The 20,060-nt window shown below is 72.1% G+C and carries 17 protein-coding genes; 4 read left to right on the top strand and 13 right to left on the bottom strand.

Features of this window, described 5'->3' with window-relative positions; all coding sequences use genetic code 11:
• Nucleotides 1-7: 7 nt before the first annotated feature.
• The 4 genes from ACFWM2_RS31635 to lipB form a co-directional block, all read right to left on the bottom strand.
• Complete coding sequence (locus tag ACFWM2_RS31635; RefSeq protein ID WP_383287069.1) at nt 8-709, bottom strand: DUF4191 domain-containing protein; 702 nt, start codon at nt 707-709, stop codon at nt 8-10.
• A gap of 50 nt (nt 710-759) precedes the next feature.
• Complete coding sequence (locus tag ACFWM2_RS31630; protein WP_383287067.1) at nt 760-963, bottom strand: hypothetical protein; 204 nt, start codon at nt 961-963, stop codon at nt 760-762.
• A 277-nt stretch (nt 964-1,240) separates the two neighbouring features.
• Nucleotides 1,241-2,206 carry a lipoyl synthase gene (lipA, locus tag ACFWM2_RS31625; protein WP_383287065.1) on the bottom strand — a complete coding sequence of 322 codons (966 nt, stop codon included), beginning with the start codon at nt 2,204-2,206 and terminating at the stop codon, nt 1,241-1,243.
• A gap of 121 nt (nt 2,207-2,327) precedes the next feature.
• Complete coding sequence (lipB, locus tag ACFWM2_RS31620; RefSeq protein ID WP_383287063.1) at nt 2,328-3,125, bottom strand: lipoyl(octanoyl) transferase LipB; 798 nt, start codon at nt 3,123-3,125, stop codon at nt 2,328-2,330.
• A gap of 232 nt (nt 3,126-3,357) precedes the next feature.
• On the opposite strand from lipB, the gene ACFWM2_RS31615 reads away from it, so the two are divergent.
• The gene (locus ACFWM2_RS31615) at nt 3,358-4,797 is read left to right on the top strand and encodes a regulator (protein WP_383287061.1); all 1,440 of its coding nucleotides are present in this window, start codon (nt 3,358-3,360) and stop codon (nt 4,795-4,797) included.
• 7 nt (nt 4,798-4,804) lie between these two features.
• Here the strand turns inward: ACFWM2_RS31615 and ACFWM2_RS31610 are convergent, their stop codons facing one another.
• Entirely contained in the window at nt 4,805-6,247 is a 1,443-nt protein-coding gene (locus ACFWM2_RS31610) for an NAD(P)/FAD-dependent oxidoreductase (protein WP_383287424.1), read from the bottom strand.
• A gap of 258 nt (nt 6,248-6,505) precedes the next feature.
• Nucleotides 6,506-7,423: a TIGR01777 family oxidoreductase gene (locus tag ACFWM2_RS31605; RefSeq protein ID WP_383287059.1), complete on the bottom strand. Its 918-nt coding sequence runs from the start codon at nt 7,421-7,423 to the stop codon at nt 6,506-6,508.
• A gap of 62 nt (nt 7,424-7,485) precedes the next feature.
• On the opposite strand from ACFWM2_RS31605, the gene ACFWM2_RS31600 reads away from it, so the two are divergent.
• A complete protein-coding gene (locus tag ACFWM2_RS31600) occupies nt 7,486-7,983 on the top strand; it encodes a GNAT family N-acetyltransferase (protein WP_383287057.1) in 498 nt (165 codons plus the stop codon).
• Between the two features lie 24 nt (nt 7,984-8,007).
• Here the strand turns inward: ACFWM2_RS31600 and ACFWM2_RS31595 are convergent, their stop codons facing one another.
• On the bottom strand, nt 8,008-9,192 hold the full coding sequence (locus tag ACFWM2_RS31595) for a MarP family serine protease (RefSeq protein WP_383287055.1): 1,185 nt from the start codon (nt 9,190-9,192) through the stop codon (nt 8,008-8,010).
• A 516-nt stretch (nt 9,193-9,708) separates the two neighbouring features.
• On the opposite strand from ACFWM2_RS31595, the gene ACFWM2_RS31590 reads away from it, so the two are divergent.
• Both ACFWM2_RS31590 and ACFWM2_RS31585 read left to right on the top strand, forming a co-directional pair.
• Nucleotides 9,709-10,449 (top strand): peptidoglycan recognition protein, encoded by a 741-nt coding sequence (locus ACFWM2_RS31590; protein ID WP_383287422.1) that lies wholly within the window; start codon nt 9,709-9,711, stop codon nt 10,447-10,449.
• A 233-nt stretch (nt 10,450-10,682) separates the two neighbouring features.
• Nucleotides 10,683-10,889, top strand: coding sequence for a hypothetical protein (locus ACFWM2_RS31585; protein WP_383287053.1), 207 nt, complete (start codon nt 10,683-10,685; stop codon nt 10,887-10,889).
• A 2-nt stretch (nt 10,890-10,891) separates the two neighbouring features.
• Here ACFWM2_RS31585 and ACFWM2_RS31580 read toward each other — a convergent pair whose 3' ends face one another.
• The 6 genes from ACFWM2_RS31580 to lpdA form a co-directional block, all read right to left on the bottom strand.
• Nucleotides 10,892-11,410, bottom strand: coding sequence for a DUF4240 domain-containing protein (locus tag ACFWM2_RS31580; RefSeq protein ID WP_383287420.1), 519 nt, complete (start codon nt 11,408-11,410; stop codon nt 10,892-10,894).
• 184 nt (nt 11,411-11,594) lie between these two features.
• Nucleotides 11,595-12,572, bottom strand: a complete 978-nt coding sequence (locus ACFWM2_RS31575; protein WP_383287051.1) for a helix-turn-helix transcriptional regulator — start codon at nt 12,570-12,572, stop codon at nt 11,595-11,597.
• Nucleotides 12,573-12,659: 87 nt separating this feature from the next.
• Nucleotides 12,660-15,362, bottom strand: a complete 2,703-nt coding sequence (gene aceE, locus ACFWM2_RS31570) for a pyruvate dehydrogenase (acetyl-transferring), homodimeric type (RefSeq protein WP_383287049.1) — start codon at nt 15,360-15,362, stop codon at nt 12,660-12,662.
• Between the two features lie 322 nt (nt 15,363-15,684).
• A complete protein-coding gene (locus tag ACFWM2_RS31565; RefSeq protein WP_383287047.1) occupies nt 15,685-16,308 on the bottom strand; it encodes a GntR family transcriptional regulator in 624 nt (207 codons plus the stop codon).
• Between the two features lie 298 nt (nt 16,309-16,606).
• A complete protein-coding gene (gene sucB, locus ACFWM2_RS31560; RefSeq protein ID WP_383287045.1) occupies nt 16,607-18,421 on the bottom strand; it encodes a 2-oxoglutarate dehydrogenase, E2 component, dihydrolipoamide succinyltransferase in 1,815 nt (604 codons plus the stop codon).
• 85 nt (nt 18,422-18,506) lie between these two features.
• Entirely contained in the window at nt 18,507-19,895 is a 1,389-nt protein-coding gene (gene lpdA, locus ACFWM2_RS31555; RefSeq protein ID WP_383287043.1) for a dihydrolipoyl dehydrogenase, read from the bottom strand.
• Nucleotides 19,896-20,060: the final 165 nt, after the last annotated feature.

Below are 20,060 nucleotides of genomic sequence, written 5' to 3'. Positions count from 1 at the left end.
AGGGATGTCAGCGGGCCTTCGGCCCACCGCGCGGCATCCGCATGCCCTTGGGCATCGGACCCTTCGGCAGCGGCATGTTGCTCATCAGGTCGCCCATCGCGCGCAGCCGGTCGTTGGTCGCGGTGACCTGCGGTCCGGTCAGGACCCGGGGGAACTTCAGCAGCGTCGTGCGCAGCTTCTTGAGCGGGACCTGCCCCTCGCCGGTGCCCACGACCACGTCGTGCACCGGCACGTCCGAGAGGATCCGCGCCATCTTCTTCTTCTCGGCGGCCAGCAGGCTCTTCAGCCGGTTCGGGTTGCCCTCGGCGACCAGCACGATGCCCGCCTTGCCGACGGCGCGGTGCACCACGTCCTGGCTGCGGTTCATCGCCACGGCCGGGGTCGTCGTCCAGCCTCGGCCGACGTTGTCGAGCACCGCCGCGGCTGCGCCGGGCTGACCCTCCATCTGCCCGAAGGCGGCGCGCTCGGCCCTGCGTCCGAAGACGATCGCCGTCGCGAGGAAGGCGAGCAGGAGCCCGAGAATGCCGAGATAGACCGGGTGGCCGATCAAGAAGCCGATCGCGAGGAAGACACCGAGGGTGACGATTCCGACAGCCGCGAGTACAAGACCGATGGTGGAATCGGCCTTGCGGGTCATCTTGTAAGTCAGGACGATCTGCTTGAGTCGCCCGGGGTTCGCAGCGTCCGCTGCGGTTTCCTTCCTCGCCATGCCACGGAGTCTACGTGGCCGGGAGAGCGCCGACGACGGCGGTGTCGTCCCTAGGACATCCGGGTGAAGCCGACCTCTTCGAGAACGCGCTGCGCCTCGACCCGGTCCTTGGCGCGACGGCGGTCCTCCAGGACGGAGGTCCAGGCGTTGCGGCGGGCGGTGCGCTGGCCACTGCTCAGAAGCAGCGACTCGACGGCACGGAGTGCATCGGTGAACGACGGAATTGCTGTGGCGCGGACGGGCGCGGCCTGCATGATGGGGGTCCCCCCTCGGGATGGCGGCTCTGGCGAAGGCTGTACGTGGCGTAAGACCAGCGTCACTGATTGGTGTTACCAGGGCGTGACCGACCGGTCAAACGCCAGTGAAGCCTTGATGCGGGGAGCCCAAACGTCGACGCGGCCCTGACGCTGCCCCCAGCTGCGGGGACGGTCGGGACCGCGTCGAACTGGCCGCCACCGGGCGGCGGTTGCTTGTGCGCAGATTCACACGTGCAGATGGCACTCCGTGCCATGGGCGGTGAGGCGCCGGATGTCAGACCGCCTGCGAGGCGATGTAGGCACCGCGCTTCTCGACGGCCATCTGGTACAGCCGGCCGGCGCGGTACGAGGAGCGGACCAGCGGGCCGGACATGACGCCGGAGAAGCCGATCTGCTCGGCCTCGTCCTTCAGCTCCACGAACTCGTGCGGCTTGACCCAGCGCTCCACGGGGTGGTGCCGCACGGACGGCCGCAGGTACTGCGTGATGGTGATCAGCTCGCAGCCCGCGTCGTGCAGCTGCTGGAGCGCCTCGCTGACCTCTTCGCGGGTCTCGCCCATGCCGAGGATCAGGTTCGACTTGGTGACCAGGCCGTAGTCGCGGGCCTCGGTGATGACCTTCAGCGAGCGCTCGTAGCGGAAACCGGGGCGGATGCGCTTGAAGATCCGGGGGACCGTCTCGACGTTGTGCGCGAAGACCTCGGGGCGCGAGGAGAAGACCTCGGCGAGCTGCTCCGGCTCGGCGTTGAAGTCGGGGGCGAGGAGCTCGACCTTGGTGCGGCCGGCCTCCCGGGCCGCCGTCTGCGCGTGGATCTGACGGACCGTCTCGGCGTACAGCCAGGCGCCGCCGTCCGCCAGGTCGTCGCGGGCGACGCCGGTGATCGTCGCGTAGTTCAGGTCCATCGTGACGACGGACTCACCGACGCGGCGCGGCTCGTCGCGGTCCAGCGCCTCGGGCTTGCCGGTGTCGATCTGGCAGAAGTCGCAGCGCCGGGTGCACTGGTCGCCGCCGATGAGGAACGTGGCCTCGCGGTCTTCCCAGCACTCGTAGATGTTGGGGCAGCCCGCCTCCTGGCAGACCGTGTGCAGACCCTCGCTCTTCACGAGCTTCTGCATCTTCGTGTACTCGGGGCCCATTTTCGCCCGGGTCTTGATCCACTCGGGCTTGCGCTCGATGGGGGTCTGGCTGTTCCGGACCTCCAGGCGCAGCATCTTGCGTCCGTCGGGTGCGACTGCGGACACGTCCGGCTCCCTACAACTTCGATTCCTCGGCGTACACCAGGGTACGCCCGTGCTGTTTTCGGCCCTGCGTCTAGGCAACCTTCGGGTCCGGGGGTGCATTCCCCCGCGACCAGGACCTGTCCTAGACGGTCGCGCCCTCGGTCTCGCGCGGCTTCAGCTCCGCGTTCTCCAGTACGTCCCGAAGGTGCCGCTCGACGACCGGCAGGACGTCGGCGATGGTGAGGTCGCGGCCCAGCTCGTACGCGAGGGAGGTCACGCCCGCGTCGCGGATGCCGCAGGGGATGATCCGGTCGAACCAGGCGTTGTCCGGGTTCACGTTGAGCGCGAAGCCGTGCATCGTGACGCCCTTGGCCACCCGGATGCCGATCGCGGCGATCTTGCGGTCCTCGCGGCGCTGGCCCGCGTTCGACGGGGCGTACTCAGGTCCGTCGAGGCGGGGGTCGAACTCGTCGTCCTGCAGCCGCGGGTCGAAGTCGAGGGAGAGCCCGCCGAGCGCGGGCCGCTGCTCGACCGGGTCGCCGAGCACCCAGACCCCGCTGCGGCCCTCGACCCGGCTGGTCTCCAGACCGAATTCCGCACACGTACGGATAAGAGCCTCTTCGAGACGGCGTACATGTGCTACGACGTCCACCGGGCGGGGCAGCTTCTGGATCGGATAGCCCACCAGCTGGCCCGGGCCGTGCCAGGTGATCTTGCCGCCGCGGTCCACGTCGATCACGGGGGTGCCGTCGAGGGGGCGCTCGCTGTCCGCGGTGCGCCGGCCCGCCGTGTAGACGGGCGGATGCTCCAGGAGCAGGCAGGTGTCGGGGACCTCGTCCAGAAAGCGGGCGGCGTGCACACGACGCTGCTCGTCCCAGGCCTCCTGGTACTCGACCGCCTCCGCACCGAATCCCATCCGGACGAACCGCAGCTCACTCACGGCAAGGCCTCCCTCGAAGCTCGTAAGGCACGAACGCGCCTACGCCACTGTACGTCCGCCCCGGGACCGTCAGCCTTGAGGCTAATCCTCACACGATCGGATGAATGAATGTCGAGATGTGCGACGGGGTGCTTACAGACCGCTACATTCGCGCCGTTCACGAGGCCATAAGGGCTGCTCACAGGCAATCCGGGCACTTGACGTGCCCGGAAGGCAGGAGACCGCACCGCAGATGACGGAACGACCCGCGCAGCGCACTCCCAACCGACAGCTCGCCGCGCTCATCGCAGAAGCGGGGTTCTCCAACGCAGGTCTCGCCCGTCGCGTGGACCAGCTCGGGCTCGAACACGGCCTCGACCTCAGATACGACAAGACATCGGTCACCCGGTGGCTGCGCGGGCAGCAGCCGAGGGGCACCACCCCCGCCCTGATCGCCGAGGTCTTCACCCGTCGCCTCGGCCGCCGACTGACCGCACAGGACCTCGGGCTCGACGCGTGCGCCCCCGTGTACGCCGGTCTCGAGTTCGCCGCGAGCCCCGAGGAGGCCGTCGACATCGTCAGCGGCCTGTGGCGCAAGGACTCCGGCAGTCACGCGGAACTGCGCAAGATCGCCTTCACCCCGGCCGGACTGGTCGTCCCCAGCCGGGACTGGCTCATCGGCCGGGCCGACGACCGGGTCAGCCGCGGCGAACCGGCCCCCGCCCGGGTTCCCGCACAGGGCCGGCCCGCCGTGCCCCGGCAGCGCAGCCAGTCCGAGCGCGGACCCGGCCAGAAGGTCACCGGCGGCGACATCGCGGCACTCCGCTCGGTCGGCGACCTGTTCCGGTCCCTCGACCACGCGTACGGCGGCGGCCACGCCCGCCAGGCCCTGGTGCGCTATCTGGAGCACGAGGCCGAGCCGATGCTGCGCGGCACCTACGGCGAGCAGACCGGGCGCCGCCTGTTCGCCGCCGCCGCCGACCTCACCCGGCTCGCCGGCTGGACCTCGTACGACATCGCCGCGCACGGGCTCGCCCAGCGCTACTACGTCCAGGCGCTGCGGCTCGCGCAGGCGGCCGGGGACCGGGCGTACGGGTCGTACGTCCTGGTGACGATGAGCCGGCAGGCGATCTATCTGGGCCACGGACGGGAGGCCGTGCAGCTGGCCCGGGTGGCGCAGCAGGGCGTCGGCTCGTCCGCCCCGCCGGTGATGCAGGCGATGCTGCACTCCGTCGAGGCACGGGCGCACGGGGTGCTCGGGGAGGTGCGGGCGTGCACGGCCTCGCTGGTGCGCGCCGAGCGGGCGCTGGAAGCCGCGCGCCCCGCGGACGACGTGCCGCACTGGGCCCGTTTCTTCGACGAGGCCCAGCTCGCCGACGAGTTCGGGCACTGCCACCGGGATCTGCAGCAGTACCGCGCCGCGGCCCAGCACGCCGAACGCTCCTTGCAGCTGCGCGCGCCCGGGTACGCGCGCAGCCGCCTCTTCTGCCGGGTCGTGCTCGCCACCGCCCGGCTCGGTCTCGGTGAACTCGACCAGGCCTGCCAGCTGGCGGCCGAGGCCGCCGGACAGGCGGCGGAGATGCGGTCGGTACGGGCGGTCGAGTACGTCCGTGACTTCGAACGCCGGCTCGAACCGTACCGGGACGCGGCTCCCGTCCGGGGCTACCGGGACCGGGTGGCCGCGCTGGGGTGAGCGGGGCTCACGCGGCGGTTTCCAGGGGTTCCTCCACCGGAACCGGACGGGTGCCCAGATCCCTGAGCAGGGAGTGGGCGGCCCGGCGGCCCGAGTGGAGGGCGCCCTGGACCGTACTGGTGTCGCGATGGTCCCCGCACACGTACAGGCCCGCCAGCAGCCGCACCGGGCGCCGCAGGTCGTGCGGCGGGGGCATCGCGGGGACCGCCTCGGGGTCGTGGTGGACCGCGAGGAGCTCCCAGCGGGCGGTGGACGTCCCGTAGAGCCGGGCCAGTTGGGCGCGGACCGTCGCGTCCAGGTGGGCCGGGGCCGGCGGAGTGCCCAGCACGGTCGAGGTGATGAGGGCGCGGCCGGCCGGCGCCCGGCTCGGGTCGACCTGGCTGATCACCGCGGTGTGCGTCACCGGGCCGCTCCGGTCGGCGTCCAGGACCAGCGCGGGATCGGTGAGCGGGGGTTCGTCGGTCGTGTGGTGGATGACGGTGACGGGGTGGAAGCCGGGGACGCGCAGCCCCGGCAGGAGTTCGGCCGCGGCCCGTGCGCCGGTCGCCAGCACCACCGCCCGGCACCGGATGTCGCCGTGGTCCCGGGTGGTCACGGAGGTGGTGGAGACCGCTGTCGCCTGCACCCCGAGGTGGAGCGTGCCGGGTGGCAGACCGGCCGCGAGGAGCTCGGGAAGAGCGTCGGCGCCGCCCTCCGGGACACACAGGCGACCCGTCGCGAAGGAGTGCAGGGCCAGGTCCGCGCAGCGGCTGGAGGTCGACAGGTCCGGGTCGCACAGCAGGGCGGCGAGCAGCGGACGCAGAAAGCCGTCGATGGTGCGGGCCGGGAAGCCCCGGGCCGACAGCGCCTGGGCGACGGGGAGTTCGGGGCGGGCCAGGAGGTCGTCCGGCGACGCTGCGGCCAGGCGCGTCAGGGCGGCGCCCAGCCGGGCCTGGTCGAGCGGGCGCCCGGTCGGTCCCGCGGGGCGCCCCATCGTCCCTGTGGGGCGACTCAGCGGCCCTGCGAGCCCCGGGTGGGCGACCGCGGGACCGGGACGCGCCTGCGGGAGCGGTGACCGGGGGAGGCGGGGGGCGCTCGCGAGGGCGCGTACGACGGTGAGTGCGCCCCTCGCGCTCCGAGCGCCGGAGGGGGCGCCCGCGCGGTGATGACGGCCGTCGCTGTGGAGCAGCACGCCCGGCGAGAACGGGCGCAGCGCCAGGTCGTTCAGGCCTGGCGTGCGCCGCAGTTCGGGATACGAGGTGGACAGCAGCCGGCCCACGCGGTCGAGCCGGAATCCGTCCACCTTCTCCGTCGACATGCGGCCGCCCACATGCGGGGCGGCCTCCAGGACGGCGGTGGTGAGGCCCGCCCTGGCGAGGTGGCGGGCGGCCGCGAGTCCGGCGACTCCGGCCCCCACGACCACGACGTCCACACCTTCCGAGATCTCCGCTTCGCGTGCCGGCTCTAGCACGTGCTCCTCCTGGAGGTCGCGCGGCTGTGGGGACGTCATGCCCCCAACAGGGGTCCGGAATACCCGAGTTCGGATCGAGGGTAGGTCCGCCGACGCCCCCGGCAAGCCGCGCGGAACCCTCGCACGGACGCACGGGGGTGCACGGAAGGGCTCAGCCCGTCCGGCGTTCGAGGGCGAGCGTGAAGCGCGACAAGGGGGTCCGGGGGCGAAGCGCCCAGGCACGGGACGGGCAGGGGCGGAGGGGGCGAAACTCCTCTCTCACCGCAACGCGGCCCGCAGCGCCCCCTCGATCGAGGGGAACGCGAAGGAGAACCCCGACTCCAGCAGCCGCGTGGGCAGCACGCGCTGACTGCCCAGGATGTCCCCGGCCATGTCCCCGAGGACGAGCCGCAGCACCGGCGCGGGCACCGCAAAGAGCGTGGGCCGATTCAGCACCCGCCCCATCGCCTCCGTCACCTCCGCGTTGGTGAGCGGCTCCGGCCCGGTCAGATTGACCGGCCCGGACAGCGACTCGGTGTCGATGAGATGGCGCAGCGCGGCCACCTCGTCGTGCAGCGCGATGTAACTCCAGTACTGGCGGCCGTTCCCCAACCGCCCGCCGAGCCCCGCCTTGAAGAGCGGGAAGAGCTTCCCCCAGGCCCCGCCCCCACGGGCCACCACCAGCCCCGTACGGGCAAAGACGGTACGGATGCCGGCCTCCTGCGCGGCGCCCGTCGCCTCCTCCCACGCCACGCACACGGACGGCAGGAACCCGTCCCCGGGCGGCGCCGTCTCGTCCACCGCACGGCTGCCCGTGTCGCCGTAGAAGCCCATCGCGCTGCCGTTCACAAAGACGCGCGGCGGCGAGTCGAGCGAGGCCACCGCTTCGGCGAGCGTCGCCGTGCCCAGCACCCGGCTGTCGCGGATCTTCGCCCGGTACGCCGCCGTCCAGCGCCGTGAAGCGATCCCGGCCCCCGCGAGGTTGACCACCGCCGCGCACCCGGCGAGGCCGTCCGCGTCGACCCGCTGCGCGTCGGGATCCCACCGGACCTCGTCCTTGGTGCGCGGCGCACGGCGCACCAGCCGGACCACCTCGTGACCGTCCGCGGTGAGGGAGCGCGCGAGCGCGGAGCCGATCAGACCGGACGCACCGGCGATCGCGACGCGGGAGCGGGGGGAAAGGGGGGATTCGCTCATGGAGCCATCCTGCCCGTCGCCCGGTAAAAACACTGTCCGGACGGTCCTGCGCCCGTCGTACGATGGCCCGCATGCCGGATCCGTACATACGTCACGCCACCCTCGACGACGAGGACGCCCTCGGCCGGCTCGACCGCGTCACCTGGTCCCCGGTCCACGCGGTCCAGCCCCGCCCCGAGCCGCCGTACGAGCCCTTCTACAGCGAGCGGTTCGGGCCGCGCGACCATCTCGTCGCCGAGATCGCCGGCGCCGTCGTCGGGTACATCCGGCTGGGCTTCCCGACCCCGCTCGACTGCAACTCCCATGTCCGGCAGATCCAGGGGCTCGTCGTCGCCGAGGAGGCGCGCGGCGCCGGGGTCGGGCGGGCCTTGCTGCGGGCCGTGCAGGACGAGGCCCGCGGCCAGGGGGCGCGGCGCATCACGCTGCGCGTCCTCGGGCACAACACCCCGGCACGCAAGCTGTACGAGTCCGAGGGCTTCGTGGTGGAGGGGATCCTGCCCGAGGAGTTCCGCATCGGGGGCGAGTACGTCGACGACGTCCTGATGGGGCGTTCGCTCTGACGCACGCCCCCTGCGGCGGCGGTCCTACGACGTGACCAGGTCGCCGGTGTCCACCGGCGTGGTGGCCTTCACCGCGCGCTGGACGTCGCCCGCGATCTCGTCGGCCGTCAGCACGTACCCCGTCTCGCTGTCCGAGGTGGAGCGGGCGAAGACGACGCCGTAGACCTTGCCGTCGGTCGTCAGCAGGGGGCCGCCCGAGTTGCCGGGGCGGACCGTGGAACGGATGGAGTAGATCTCGCGGGTGACGGTGTCCGTGTTGTAGATGTTCCGGCCCGTCGCGTCGATACGGCTCGCGACCGTGGCCGCCTGGAGATCGAGGCCGCCGTCCTGCGGATAGCCGGCGACGACCGCCGAGTCGCCGCGGGCGGCAGTGTCGTCGAAGTGCAGGACGGGCGCCTTGAGGCCCGGGACGTACAGCACCGCGACGTCCTTCTCCGGGTCGAAGAACACGACCTGCGCCTCGTACGGCGTGCCCACGCCGCCCACGCGGACGGTCGGTCCGTCGATGCCCGCCACCACATGGGCGTTCGTGATCACGTGCTGCGACGCGTAGACGAAGCCGCTGCCCTCGCGGCCCTGCGTGCCGGAGGAGCCCTCGACCTTGACGGTGCTGAGCTTGGCCGCGTTCGTCGCGCTCGCCGTCACGCTGTCCCCGGAGGGCTTGGCGACCCCGGCCGCCGGCTCGTTCTCGAACGGGTTGAAGACCTGAGGGAAGCCCGCCTGTGCGAGCGCCGAGGTGGCGCGCGAGAACCAGGCGGGGGTGGTGTCCGGCATCGCGCTCTGCACGGCGCCCAGCAGGGCCGAGTTGCGGATCGACTGGGTGACCACGGGTGAGGAGGAGGCGCCGAGGACGCTGGCGGCGACCCAGGCCACCAGCAGTACGGAGACCGTGTTCGCGGCGGCACCGCCGGCCCCGTCGGCCACCCGCAGCGGTCCGCTGTCCAGCTCGCGGCGCAGCTTGACCGCCAGCCGTCCCGCCAGCTCGTGCCCGATCACCGCGGGCATCAGCACCGTCAGCACCGCCGTCACCGTCGCCGCCGGTGTGGCCGCCGTGACCAGGTCCATCGTCCACGGCAGGATCCATACGCCGATGACGGCACCGCCGACGAAACCGGCCAGGGAGACACAGCCGGCGACCAGGCCGCGCCGGTAGCCGGACGCCGCGTAGGCCAGGATCACCAGCAGCAGCAGAAGGTCGAGCAGGTCCACGGAGCCGCCCTTTCTCTCGGGCCCCTTAGTACGCGTGGGGCGGGCCCAGTGATCAGGCACGCGCGCGTACGGCCCGGGAATCGGTCACGCGTGCGTGGACCTGTAGAAACGTCCCGGACCGGGAGGATGGTTCCACCGGGTGGCACAGCACACATCGCGGATGGAACGGATCAAGGTGAGGCTGGGGGCATGCGTGTCTTCCCCAGAGCGCGGAGGAGACGAATATCCGGCGCCGAACCCCGGCGGACCGCAGGGTTCGCCCGGGCCGGGGCGTGGCTGCCACGAGCGGCTCGCCTGCCGGCCGCGGTGCGCCGGCTGCGCCACCCCCGCGCCGAACGACCGCCGCGTGCCGGGCGCCCGACGCGTGCGCGGCGCGGTCGGCCGCCGGAGGGTCCCGGACGCCCCCGGCGTACGGTGCGGCTGCCGCGGCCGCTGCGGGCGATTCCGGGTCTCCCACCCGCCCTGCGGATCCCGCGCCTGCCGAACGCCCTGCGCGCGCCGAGCGTCCTGTGGGTGATGATCGCCTGTCTGCCCGGTCTGGCCGCCGTCGTCGCGCTGGTGCTGTGCGCGGTGGGGGTGGGCGGTACGGGGAGCCACTCCGCGCGGCCCGCCGCCCGGCCCGCCGTACAGCGCGAGGCCGGCCCGCACTCCGCCCCCCGGCCGCCCATCGTGCCGCGCTCCCGCTGGATCGACGACGGCGCGCACATCCAGCCGCCGCCGCGCTACGACGACCGGGTCTCCGCGGTCTTCGTCCACCACACCGACTCGCCGAACGGGTACGCGTGCGCCGACGCGCCCCGCATCATCCGCTATCTGTACGCCGGCCAGATCGGCGCCCGGCAGTGGGACGACATCGGCTACAACTTCCTCGTCGACCGCTGCGGCACGATTTACGAGGGCCGGGCGGGCGGTGTCGACCGGCCGGTCACCGGAGCGCACACCCAGGGCTTCAACCACGGCACTGTGGGCGTCGCGGCCATCGGGACCTTCACGGCGGGGACGCCGGTGCCGCGGGCCATGACCGACGCCATCGCCGCGCTTGCCGCATGGAAGCTGGGGCTTTCGGACACGGATCCGCGGACCCGGGTGCGCCTGGTGTCCAGCAACGACCTCGCCCGCTTCAAGTCCGGGGTCGCGGCGATGCTGCCCGCCGTTGCCGGGCACAACGCCGGGTTCATGACCAGCTGCCCGGGGGCCGCGCTGACGGCCCGGCTCCCGGAGATCCGCGAGCGCGCGGCCCACCTCCAGGGCCGCTGACGGTCTTCTCGCCGCCACGGCCGCCCTGCCCGTCCGTACCTGGGGGCTCCGCCCCCGGACCCCCGTATCGCGCTGACGCGCTCGTCCCCGATCGCCGGACGGGCCGAAAATCTCCAGCCCAGGGGAGAGCTTCGGGCGCCGCGCGGGTTCACAGGCACCCCACAGGCGTCCCCATGAGGGTTCAGAAGCCCGGTGCCTAGCCTTGCCGTGCAGGCTTGAGTGGAGGTGGGGACATGAGGAGCAGTCGCACGAAGAGGGACGGCCGCTGGACCGACGCCCTGCGCAACCCGTGGACCGTGCTCTGCGCGGTGGTGACGGTGGTGCTGGGCCCGGCCGCGGTCACGGCGTCCGCCCTGGACCGGGCCAACGCGGCGCCGCCCCTGCACGCGGTGCCGGAGGGCGAGCGGCCCGGGCACCCCCTGCGGCCGACCGCGCCCTGAGGTCAGTCCTTGAACCGCTCCCACAGCTTCGGGTACCGCTCGGCGAGCACGGCCTCGTTCTCGAAGTCGACCGGCGTGCCCTCGGGCTCGGCGGGCGCGGGCGGGATTCCCAGGTCGGGCGCGACGGCGCCGGTGAGCTGCTCGTACGCCTCGTCCGCCGCGTACCCCAGCTCCTCGGCGTCCCCGTCGACCTCCTCGTCGAAGTCGTCCAGGAGATCGGCCAGCGAGTCCGGGTCGTGCACCGCGCCCTCGAAGACCTCCCGGCCCTGCCCGATCAGCCAGCACCGGAAGAAGTCGAAGGCGTCGTCGCTGGCCCCGTCGAGCAGTATCCAGGCGGCGCCCCACAGGTCCCACCGGTAGGCGCGGTTGTAGCGGGCCTCGAAGTGCCGGGCGAAGTCCAGCACGGAGTCCGGATCCTGCTGGAGGAGCCGCTCGACGAGCAGGTCCGCCTGCTCCTCGGGGTCACCCTCGGCGCCCTCGCGGGTCGCGTCCACCAGCTCCCAGAACTCCGTCTCGTCCATCACGGGTCAAGCATCGGTCCTGGAGGGGAGGGACGCACGCGGAGTGCCGCAGATTGTTATGCGTGCACATGCCGACGGTAAAACCGGCAGGTGCGGGGGCATTCGGCGGCCCCGCCCCGCCACCCGCCGGGCGGCACCCACTCGTACAGCGCGGCGGCACCCACTCGTACAGCCTGCCGGGCCCTCACCCGTACAGCGCGGCCAGACGCAGCGCCTCCTTCGTGAAACGCTCGCGCAGGCTCGCCGGGGACAGCACCTCCACCTCCGGCCCCAGGGACATGAGCTGGGTGTGTGCCACCTCCTCGGACTCGACCGGCAGGGTGACGGTCACCCACCCGAGGTCGTCCGGTTCGCCCGGGGCGGCCGACGCCTCCCGGGCGGAGGTCGGATCAAGGGCGTACGGCAGCCTGCGTACGCCCTCCGGTGAGAGCCGGACGACAACCTCCGCCCGCAGGAGCGACCGGGCGAACTGCTCGGCGCGCTCCTCCCAGAACCCGGGCAGATCGAAGGCGTCGTCCCGGGTGAAGTGCTCCTCGCCGGCGGCAACGGCCGTGAACCGGTCGATGCGGTAGACCCGGAAGGAACCCGACTCCGGTTCCCGGGCGCACAGGTACCAGACGCCCGCCTTGAGCACGAGTCCGTACGGCTCCAGCAGCCGCTCCACCTCGTCCTCGTCCTTGCCCCGGCGGTAGCGCGCGCTGATCCGGCGGTCGTCCCACACCGCCTCCGCGACCGCGTGCAGCAGCCCGGGTGTCTCCGGCTCGCGGAACCAGGCGGGCGCGTCGAGATGGAAGCGCTGCGCGGCCGTCCGCGAGGCGTCCCGCAGGGAGGGCAGCAGCGCGGCGGACACCTTCAGCCGGGCCGCCGAGGCGGCGTCGTCGAGGCCCATCTCCCGCAGCGCGCCCGGCACCCCGGACAGGAACAGCGCCTCCGCCTCACCGCGCGCGAGGCCGGTCAGCCGGGTGCGGTAGCCGCCGATCAGGCGGTAGCCCCCGGCCCGCCCCCGGTCCGCGTACACCGGGACGCCCGCCTCCGAGAGGGCCTGGGCGTCCCGCGTGACCGTACGCTCGGACACCTCCAGCTCCCGCGCCAGCTCCGCGGCGGTCATCGACGGCCGGGACTGGAGCAGCAGCACCATCTTGATCAGGCGGGCAGCACGCATACGTTCATGATGCCGGGCCCCACCGACAGCGAAGGGGTACGGCGGCCGCCGTACCCCTTCACCGAAGCTCAGCCCCTGTGCCGGCCGTTACAGCCCGTACCGCTCCCGGGCCTCCTTGACCGCCGAGGCCTTGACCTCGCCGCGGCGGGCGAGCTGGGCCAGGGCGGCGACGACGATCGACTCGGCGTCGACACCGAAGTGGCGGCGGGCCGCCTCGCGGGTGTCGGAGAGGCCGAAGCCGTCGGCGCCGAGCGAGGAGTAGTCCTGCTCGACCCACTGGGCGATCTGGTCCGGGACCTGGCGCATGTAGTCGCTGACGGCCAGCACCGGGCCCTCGGCGCCGTTCAGCGCCTGACGGACGTACGGCACCCGCTCCTCGCCGCGCAGCAGCGCCGCGTCCGCATCGAGCGCGTCGCGCCGCAGCTCGGTCCAGGAGGTCGCGGACCACACGTCGGCGGCCACGCCCCACTCCTCGGCGAGCAGCCGCTGTGCCTTGAGGGTCCAGTGGATCGCCGTACCGGAGCCGATGAGCTGGATGCGGGCGGCGTTCGCGGCGGGGGAAAGGCCCGCGGACTCCGCCGTGTTGAAGCGGTACAGGCCCTTGACGATGCCCTCGTCGATGCCGAGGCCCGACGGCTTCGCGGGCTGCGGCACCGGCTCGTTGTAGACCGTCAGGTAGTAGAAGACGTTCGGGTCCTCGCCCGGGGCGGCCTCGCCGTACATCCGGCGCAGACCGTCCTTGACGATGGTCGCGATCTCGTACGCGAACGCCGGGTCGTACGACATCGCGGCCGGGTTGGTCGCCGCGATCACCGGCGAGTGCCCGTCCGCGTGCTGGAGACCCTCACCGGTGAGCGTCGTACGGCCGGCCGTGGCGCCGACCAGGAAGCCGCGGCCGAGCTGGTCGCCGAGCTGCCACATCTGGTCGGCCGTGCGCTGCCAGCCGAACATCGAGTAGAAGATGTAGAAGGGGATCATCGCTTCGCCGTGGGTCGAGTACGACGTCGACGCGGCGATGAAGTCCGCCATGGAACCGGCCTCGGTGATCCCCTCGTTGAGGATCTGGCCGTCCTTGGCCTCCTTGTAGTACATCAGCTGGTCGCGGTCGACCGGCTCGTACGTCTGGCCCTTGGGCGAGTAGATGCCGAGCGAGGGGAACAGGCTCTCCATGCCGAAGGTGCGCGCCTCGTCGGGGACGATCGGCACCCAGCGCTTCCCGGTCTGCTTGTCGCGGACCAGGTCCTTGACCAGGCGGACGAACGCCATGGTCGTCGCCACGTTCTGCGAGCCGGAGCCCTTGTCGAAGGACGTGAACGTCTTGTCCGCGGCGGCGGGCAGCGGGGCGAGCGCGTGCGTGCGGCGGGCCGGGGCCGGGCCGCCGAGGGCCGCGCGGCGCTCCTGGAGGTAACGGACCTCGGGGGCGTCGGCGCCGGGGTGGCCGTAGGGCACCTGGCCGTCCACGAACTGGCTGTCGGAGATGGGCAGTTCGAGCAGGTCACGCATCCGCTTGAACTCGTCCGTCGTCAGCTTCTTCATCTGGTGGTTGGCGTTCTTGGACGCGAAGCCCTCGCCGAGCGTGAAGCCCTTGACCGTCTGGGCCAGGATGACCGTCGGCGCGCCCTTGTGCTCGACGGCCGCCTTGTAGGCCGCGTACACCTTGCGCGACTCGTGGCCACCGCGGGAGAGGTGGAAACACTCGAGGATCTTGTCGTCGCTCAGCAGCTTCGCCATCTCGACGAGCGCCGGGTCGGCGCCGAAGAAGTCCTGGCGGATGTAGGCGGCGTCGCGGGTCTGGTACGTCTGCACCTGCGCGTCGGGTACCTGGCGCAGCCGGCGTACCAGCGCGCCCGTGGTGTCGAGCTGGAACAGCTCGTCCCAGGCCGTGCCCCACAGGGACTTCACGACGTTCCAGCCGGCGCCGCGGAACTGGGCCTCCAGCTCCTGCACGATCTTGAAGTTGGCGCGGACCGGGCCGTCGAGGCGCTGCAGGTTGCAGTTGATGACGAAGGTCAGGTTGTCCAGACCCTCGCGGGAGGCCAGTGCGAGTGCGGCCGTCGACTCGGGCTCGTCCATCTCGCCGTCACCGAGGAACGCCCACACGTGGGACTGCGAGACGTCCTTGATGCCGCGGCTGGTCAGGTAGCGGTTGAAGCGCGCCTGGTAGATCGCCGACAGCGGGCCGAGGCCCATCGACACCGTCGGGAACTCCCACAGCCACGGCAGGCGCCGCGGGTGCGGGTACGACGGCAGACCGTCGCCGCCGGACTCCTGGCGGAAGCGGTCGAGGTGGTGCTCGGTCAGCCGGCCGTCGAGGAAGGCGCGGGCGTAGATGCCGGGGGAGGCGTGGCCCTGGATGTAGAGCTGGTCGCCGGACCCGTCACCCTCCTTGCCCTTGAAGAAGTGGTTGAAGCCCGTCTCGTAGAGCCAGGCGGCGGAGGCGAAGGTGGCGATGTGGCCGCCGACGCCGTGTTTGCTGCCTCTGGACACCATCGCGGCCGCGTTCCAGCGGTTCCACGCGGTGATCCTCCGCTCCATCTCCTCGTCGCCGTCCACGACGGGCTCGGCGGCGGTGGGGATGGTGTTGACGTAGTCGGTCTCAAGCAGCTTGGGCAGCGCGAGGCCGGTGCCCTCGGCGCGCTCCAGCGTGCGGCGCATCAGGTACGCGGCACGGTGCGGCCCGGCCGCCTGGGTGACGGCGTCCAGGGAGGCCTGCCATTCGGCGGTCTCCTCGGGGTCGCGGTCCGGGAGCTGGTCGAGCTCGCTCGGCTGGATTGCGGTGGGGTCGGTCATTGCGCCGCCTTCCGGATGCGGAGGGGGGTTCCCTCATCGGCAAGGGGTTTTCGGGGGTGCCCTTGGTCTATGGCAGGACAGGGCGGCGGGCTCTGGTGGGAGCCCGTCGGTGACTGTAACTCCCTGATCGATGATCGATCAAAGGGTTGAAGGAGAAAACCTCTCCATTCCGGGAAAGTCGGCACCCCGTGCCTCCGGTGGCGGCACCCGGTGTCGTGGATGCCCGGATTTCCGCAGGTCGGAGCGGCGTTTGAGCGGGGGCGCGCTCCTCTGCTCGGGCGTCTTCGGCCGCGGACGTGGCGCCTCGACGGGGAGAGAACCCTCAGGCTCGCGGAGCGCAACCGAGCACGTGTGCCTTGACCAGTTCCGCGATCAGCGGATCCCGGCGGCGGAAGGCGTCCACGAGAGCCTCGTGCTCCTCCGCGTACGACTGCTGGACGGTGCCCAGCCAGCGGATCGACAGGGCGGTGAACACCTCGATGCCCAGGCCCTCCCAGGTGTGCAGCAGCACGGAGTTGTTCGCGGCGCGCACCAGCTCGCGGTGGAAACCGACGGTGTGCCGGACCTGGCCGGTGCCGTCCGCCAGCCGGTCGGCCTCGTACAGGGCCGTGACGTGCGGTTCCAGGGCCGAGCAGTCCTCGGCCAGCCGCTCGGCCGCCAGTTCCGCGGCGATGGCCTCGAGACCGGCCCGTACGGGATAGCTCTCCTCCAGGTCGGCGGCGGTCAGGTTCCGCACCCGGACGCCCTTGTTGGGCGCCGACTCGATCAGACGCAGCGACTCCAGCTCGCGCAGGGCCTCCCGGACCGGGGTCTGACTGACCTCCAGCTCGGTGGCGATCCGCCGTTCGACGATCCGCTCGCCCGGCTGCCAGCGCCCACTGACGATCCCCTCCACGATGTGCTCGCGGATCTGTTCGCGCAGCGAGTGGACGACGGGCGCGGTCATGAGGGCTCCTTCGAAGGGGGCGCACCTGCCCCGAGGGCGTTGACGTCTAGACAATAAGGCCGCCTCCCCGCCGGGGAGGAGCACACGGCGGCGCTTTCGTGCAGGTGAGACGAGACTTACACGCCCTCGGGGCGGACCCGGCTGCGGAGACCCGGACGGAGATTCCGCAGGCGGGGTGGGGGCGCGGCGCGGCCCACCGCCCGGCGCCGCGCTCGCTCGCCGCACGCCGGGGCGCACGGGAAAGACGGCGCCCCCGCCCGGAGAGCTCCGGGCGGGGGCGCCGTACCAGCGTGCGGGACTACAGGCCGAGCTCGACCTCGAACTCGCCCGCCTCCAGGATCGCCTTGACCGCGGTCAGGTAACGGGCCGCGTCGGCGCCGTCCACCAGACGGTGGTCGTAGGAGAGCGTCAGGTACGTCATGTCGCGAACGCCGATGACGGTGCCCTCCTCCGTCTCGATGACGGCCGGACGCTTGACCGTGGCACCGATGCCCAGGATCGCGACCTGGTTCGGGGGCACGATGATCGTGTCGAACAGCGCACCGCGCGAACCGGTGTTGCTGATGGTGAAGGTCGCGCCGGACAGCTCGTCCGGGGTGATCTTGTTCGCCCGGACCTTGCCCGCCAGTTCGGCGGTGGCCTTGGCGATACCGGCGATGTTCAGGTCGCCCGCGTGCTTGATGACCGGGGTCATCAGGCCCTTCTCGGAGTCCACCGCGATACCGACGTTCTCGGTGTCGAAGTAGGTGATCGTGCCCTCTTCGACGTTGATCCGGGCGTTGACGGCCGGGTGGGCCTTCAGCGCCTGGGCCGCCGCCTTCACGTAGAACGGCATCGGGGAGAGCTTGACGCCCTCGCGGGCCGCGAAGGAGTCCTTCGCCTTCCCACGGAGCTTCATCAGACGGGTGACGTCGACCTCGACGACCGAGGACAGCTGGGCCTGCTCGTGCAGGGCCTTCACCATGTTGTCGCCGATGACCTTGCGGATGCGGGGCATCTTCACGGTCTGGCCGCGGAGGGGAGAGGCCTCCAGGGCCGGGGCCTTCTTCGCGGCCGGAGCGGCGGCAGCGGCCGGAGCCGGAGCGGCAGCGGCGGCCTTCGCGGCCTCGGCGGCGGCGATGACGTCCTGCTTGCGGATACGGCCGCCGACGCCGGTGCCCTTGACGGTGGCCAGGTCGACGCCGTTCTCGGCGGCGAGCTTGCGCACCAGCGGGGTCACGTACGCGCCGTCGTCACCGGAGGTCGCGGCGGGCGCCGGGGCCGGGGTGACGGGGGCCGGAGCCGGGGCGGCCGGCGCCGGGTCGGGCGCGGGAGCCGTCTGCTGCTGCGGCGCGGGTGCCGACGGCGCCTGCGGGGCGGCCGGGGCGGGGGCCGCGGGGGCGGCCTGTGCCGGAGCCGGAGCCGGAGCCGGAGCGGGCGCGGGAGCCGGCTCGGGCTCGGGCGCCGGGGCGGCCGGAGCCTGCGCCGGGGCGGCCGCGGGAGCGGCACCGGGCGCACCGATGACGGCCAGCCTGGCGCCGACCTCCGCCGTCTCGTCCTCGCCGACGACGATCTCGAGCAGCACGCCGGAGGCGGGCGACGGGATCTCGGTGTCGACCTTGTCCGTGGAGACCTCGAGAAGGGGCTCGTCCTCCGAGACCTCCTCGCCGACCTCCTTCAGCCAGCGGGTGACGGTGCCCTCGGTGACCGACTCGCCCAGCGCGGGCAGGACCACGTCGGTGCCCTCGGCGCTGCCGCCGCCGGAGGCGGCCTCGGCGGTCGGGGCGGGCGCGGGAGCGGCGACCTCGGTGGACGGAGCGGCCTGCGGGGCCGGCTCCGGAGCAGCCTCGGGAGCGGGCTCGGCGGCCGGGGCCGGGGCGGCAGCGGGAGCACCCGTGCCGTCGTCGATGACGGCCAGCTCGGCGCCGACCTCGACCGTCTCGTCCTCGGCGACCTTGATGGAGGCGAGCACACCGGCGGCAGGCGAAGGGATTTCGGTGTCGACCTTGTCGGTCGACACCTCCAGCAGCGGCTCGTCGGCCTCGACGCGCTCGCCCTCGGCCTTCAGCCAGCGGGTGACAGTGCCCTCGGTGACGCTCTCGCCGAGCGCCGGAAGGGTTACGGAAACCGCCATGGTTTCGGTTGCTCCTTACGAATGTGCGGAAGTCTGTGGTCGTCGCGCCCGGGTGCGACGCAGGGACGGATCTGCCGGAGGCTGATCAGTCGTGGGAGTGCAGCGGCTTGCCCGCGAGGGCCAGGTGGGCCTCGCCGAGCGCCTCGCTCTGCGTCGGGTGCGCGTGGATGAGCTGCGCGACCTCGGCCGGCAGCGCCTCCCAGTTGTAGATCAGCTGGGCTTCGCCGACCTGCTCGCCCATACGGTCACCGACCATGTGGACGCCGACCACGGCACCGTCCTTCACCTGGACGAGCTTGATCTCGCCCGAGGTGTTGAGGATCTTGCTCTTGCCGTTGCCGGCGAGGTTGTACTTCAGAGCGACGACCTTGTCCGCACCGTAGATCTCCTTGGCCTTGGCCTCGGTGATACCCACGGAGGCGACCTCGGGGTGGCAGTACGTCACCCGCGGGACGCCGTCGTAGTCGATCGGAACGGTCTTGAGACCGGCCAGACGCTCCGCCACCAGGATGCCCTCGGCGAAGCCGACGTGCGCGAGCTGGAGCGTCGGGACCAGGTCACCGACGGCGGAGATGGTCGGAACGTTGGTGCGCATGTACTCGTCGACCAGGACGTAGCCGCGGTCCAGCGCGACGCCCTGCTCCTCGTAGCCCAGGCCCTGCGAGACCGGGCCGCGGCCGACGGCGACGAGCAGCACCTCGGCCTCGAACTCCTTGCCGTCGGCAAGGGTGACCTTGACACCGTTCTGGGTGTACTCGGCCTTCGAGAAGAAGGTGCCCAGGTTGAACTTGATGCCGCGCTTGCGGAAAGCGCGCTCAAGAAGCTTGGAGGAGTTCTCGTCCTCGAGCGGGGCGAGGTGCTTGAGACCCTCGATGATCGTGACGTCCGTACCGAAGGACTTCCACGCGGAGGCGAACTCGACGCCGATGACGCCGCCGCCCAGCACGATCGCGGACTGCGGTACGCGGTCCAGGACCAGCGCGTGGTCCGAGGAGATGATGCGGTTGCCGTCGATCTCCAGGCCCGGCAGCGACTTCGGCACGGAGCCGGTCGCGAGCAGCACGTGGCGGCCCTGGATGCGCCGGCCGTCCACGTCGACGGACGTCGGGGAGGACAGGCGGCCCTCACCCTCGATGTAGGTGACCTTGCGCGAGGCGATCAGCCCCTGCAGACCCTTGTACAGGCCCGAGATGACGCCGTCCTTGTACTTGTGGACGGCCGCCACGTCGATGCCCTCGAAGGTGGCCTTGACACCGAACTGCTCGCTCTCGCGGGCCTGGTCGGCGATCTCGCCCGCGTGCAGCAGAGCCTTGGTGGGGATGCACCCGCGGTGCAGGCAGGTACCGCCGACCTTGTCCTTCTCGATCAGGGCGACGTCCAGGCCCAGCTGCGCTCCGCGCAGTGCCGCGGCGTAACCGCCGCTACCGCCGCCGAGGATCACTAGGTCGAAAACGGTGCTGGCGTCGTTCGCCACGTCACGTCCTCCATGCATGTGCGCCGTACGCCGGTCGTGAGTGACCGCGCGGCGGCTGGTGTCCGGCCGCTCTTTCTTCGGCCCTGTGGTGGGCCCTGTCCTGCCGAGAACCCATCTTCGCACTTGTCGGCGACGTTCGAGACGCCGGGCCGGTGTGTGAGACGT

Origin of the sequence: Streptomyces sp. NPDC058371 (assembly GCF_042723265.1) — a bacterium.
Taxonomy (GTDB): Bacteria; Actinomycetota; Actinomycetes; order Streptomycetales; family Streptomycetaceae; genus Streptomyces.
Note: the sequence above shows the minus strand (reverse complement) of the source record. Positions and strands in the feature narration are given on the sequence as shown.